Source organism: Moorena sp. SIO1F2, from assembly GCF_010672755.1.
Taxonomy (GTDB): domain Bacteria; phylum Cyanobacteriota; class Cyanobacteriia; order Cyanobacteriales; family Coleofasciculaceae; genus Moorena.
On sequence record NZ_JAAHFV010000524.1, the window covers coordinates 1 to 3276 of the forward strand.

Consider the following 3276-nt stretch of genomic DNA (forward strand, 5'->3'; position numbering starts at 1 on the left):
TCTTAGGGAGTTGAAGACTCCCTAAGTTACAACGAATACAGCCTATATGTTACATGATGTTAATTTTAACATGACTTGCTTCATTAATTTGCCGTAAACTCTGGCGGTTACAGCCCTAATATTATACCTGATAGCGGTTACAGGTAATATAACTTAACAAGTACTCTAATAATTTTGATCATGCACAAACGATCCTTGTGGGTTGGACTGTTACTAATCTTGCCAATCATGCTATTGTCTGCCTGCTGGACACCAAAAGCGGCTGCCTTCTCTCAGGAGGAAAGGCTTTTCTCCCAAGCATGGCGGATTGTCTCTCAATCCTACGTTGATGATACCTTTAACCATCAAAATTGGTGGTCGTTACGTCAGAAGACCTTGAAAAAGCGGCTGCCTAATCGTGAAGCTACCTATACTGCCATAGAAACAATGTTAGGTAGTCTTGGGGATCCCTTCACACGATTGCTCAGACCTGAACAATATCATAGTTTGCAAATCAGCACCTCTGGTGAACTCTCCGGTGTCGGGCTACAAATTGCCATTGATGTGGAAACTGGTCAGTTAGAAGTAATCACCCCAATTGCTCAATCACCAGCGGATTTAGCCGGTATCCGACCACGGGATCACATCCTAGAAATTGATGGCATGCTGACTAGGGACATGACTCTAGATGAAGCGGCAGCGCGGATGCGTGGACCAATTGGTACAACAGTTACCTTGAAGATTCAAAGCCAGAAAGAACAGCCAAAATTGGTGGAAATAGTACGCGATCGCATTTCCCTAAACCCAGTGTATTCTGTCCTCGATACCCAGGACAATAGAGACCCAGTCGGTTATATTCGCCTGTCTCAATTTAGTGCCAACGCCCCAATGGAAGTTGCCCACGCCGTTGCTAAACTCAAGGAGATGGGTGCAGATGGCTATATTCTTGATCTCAGGAATAATCCAGGGGGTCTCTTGCAGGCAGGTATTGAAATTGCTCGCCTCTGGTTAGATCAAGGCACTATTGTTTACACCGTTAACCGCCAAGGCACCATTGGTAGCTTTGAAGCCTATGGTGACGCTCTTACGGAAGACCCCTTGGTTGTATTAGTTAATCAAGGCAGCGCCAGTGCTAGTGAGATTCTAGCTGGGGCTTTACAGGACAATGGTAGGGCAAAGCTAGTCGGGGAAAAAACCTTTGGCAAAGGGTTAATTCAGTCCTTATTTGAACTAATAGATGGGTCAGGATTAGCAGTTACCGTTGCCAAGTACGAGACCCCCAATCACCGGGATATTAATAAATTAGGGATTGAGCCAGACTTGGAAGTGCCGTTAGAAGCAATTAGTTTGAGCGAAGTGGGAACAAAAGCAGATACTCAGTATCAGGAAGCAATCAAGTTGTTAACCTCTGATACTTTTCTTGCTAAGGCAAGTTAGATTATCTGTAGATTAGGGCGTCAGAGCATCAGGGGGTCAGGGCGTCAGATATATAGCTCTTCTGGGTTTTTAAACTTCGCCCAAACTTGCTGATAAACGCTGATAAGCTTGGTCAATCACGCCTTTGCCTCGCAAAAAACCAGTATTGGCACCAGGACAGATAAATTGAAGAGTCTCTGGGGTAAAACGCTCAAGCAACGATTGCAGACTCCGAATCTGTCTCGGCCAATGAAATGTTTTCGGGGTTCGCAGGGGCAACAGTTCTCCTTGTTTACTAGGAAGCAAATGACGCCCAGAAAATAGCACACCCCCGGCACCAGTGTAGTAAAGACAAGAAGAACCAGGAGAGTGACCAGGAGTCCAAATGACGTAGCAGTAGGGATTTATAGTCAACTCCTGGTGAAATGTAACTAGGTCTAATCCCGGCAGTAAGTAAGCCTCTTGTTCTTGAATCAGGACTTGGCACCCCATACTCTCCTGAATTTCCTTTGCTTTACCAATACCACCCCGATGGGTAATTACCAGTGATGAGACTCCCCCTTGCTCACGCAAAAATTGTTGGTTAGTCTCATTCCAGGCAGGACAATCAATCAATAGGTTGAAGGAATTTCCTACAATAATATAAGCCGTACCACCTAACGTATCTCGATTGGGTGGAAAAGCAAAAATGGTATCAAGAACAAGGCGTGGTGGCTTGGATGCAGCAGGTTGCTGATTAGACGATCCGCTTGGCGTAAAATCAAAATCGCCTTTTGCTGGAGTATCGGGTTGCACAATGCTTGTAGTTTAATTGTAGTTTTTAGTAGACGGTGTGATCTTTAATCATGGAACTCTGGCTACTCCCATTTACATTTATTTTACTCGCTGTGATCACTTACTTCGTTATCCAGCGAAGCGTTGCTAGCCTCACTCAGACACCAGTCTGGTTACTGTGGCTGGTAATGATGATTCCACCACTAGTATGGATTGGTTGGACTCTTTTCAATGGTGAGAACACACCAATACCACCAGCCCTATTGCTCGGTCCATTTGTCATTTGCTTGCCGTTGTACTGGCTGCTGATTCAGTGGGGACGCCCAGCTCCCAATTCAACAATGACCAAAGAGAATCCGACTAAAACAACTACCTCAGACCCGGTCGCCAAAATTTCATCGGCAACTGAAAAGTCAAGCCTTCGTCCCATCACTAGAGAAGAAGAAACAGAGCTGAGAAATTGTTTTCCCTGGGGAATCTACTATCTCCAAAATATTGAGTACCGACCTCAAGTAGTGTTGTGTCGCGGCAAACTCCGCACTAACCCAGAGCAAGCCTACCGTACCGTGCGGTCAAATATAGAAGCTGAGTTTGGCGATCGCTTCTTCGTAGTCTTTCAAGAAAGCTTTAGCGGCAAACCCTTTTTTGCTCTAGTGCCCAATACCAAAAAATCAACCAAACCTTACAGGGGGTCTGAATCATTAACGCGACCTGGTTTAGCATTGGGTCTGATGCTCATTACCTTGTTTACCACCACCTGGATCGGCACTCAGATAGCTGGAGTGTCAGAAAATCCCCTTACTGACCCAGCGCTTTTACTGCAAGGACTGCCCTATGCCCTGGCCTTAATGGCAATTCTCAGCATTCATGAACTCGGTCATTATTTTGCCGCAATGGTTTACAAGGTGCGTACAACTCTGCCGTACTTTATCCCGATACCCTTTTTCTTCTTGGGAACATTGGGAGCATTTATTCATATACGCTCTCCTGTTCCTAACCGTAAAGCCTTATTTGATATAGGCATTGCTGGTCCACTAGTTGGCTTCGTGGTTACCCTACCAATCCTAATGTGGGGATTAGCCCATTCCACTGTAGTGCCTTTGTCTG

Annotated in this window: 3 protein-coding genes; 2 read left to right on the forward strand and 1 reads right to left on the reverse strand. The window is 45.5% G+C overall.

Features of this window, described 5'->3' with window-relative positions:
• Positions 1–180: 180 nt before the first annotated feature.
• The gene (ctpA, locus tag F6J94_RS32135; protein WP_293019720.1) at positions 181–1416 is read left to right on the forward strand and encodes a carboxyl-terminal processing protease CtpA; all 1236 of its coding nucleotides are present in this window, start codon (positions 181–183) and stop codon (positions 1414–1416) included.
• Between the two features lie 69 nt (positions 1417–1485).
• On the opposite strand, the gene F6J94_RS32140 is transcribed toward ctpA, so the two are convergent.
• Positions 1486–2190: an MBL fold metallo-hydrolase gene (locus tag F6J94_RS32140; protein ID WP_293047662.1), complete on the reverse strand. Its 705-nt coding sequence runs from the start codon at positions 2188–2190 to the stop codon at positions 1486–1488.
• A gap of 50 nt (positions 2191–2240) precedes the next feature.
• Here F6J94_RS32140 and F6J94_RS32145 point away from each other — a divergent pair.
• The coding region (locus tag F6J94_RS32145; RefSeq protein WP_293047663.1) for a site-2 protease family protein at positions 2241–3276 on the forward strand (1036 nt) is incomplete at its 3' end.

What these genes read in the sequence shown, in the direction of transcription:
- ctpA (WP_293019720.1), top strand. Translation starts at nt 181, where the DNA reads ATGCACAAACGATCCTTGTGGGTTGGACTGTTACTAATCTTGCCAATC.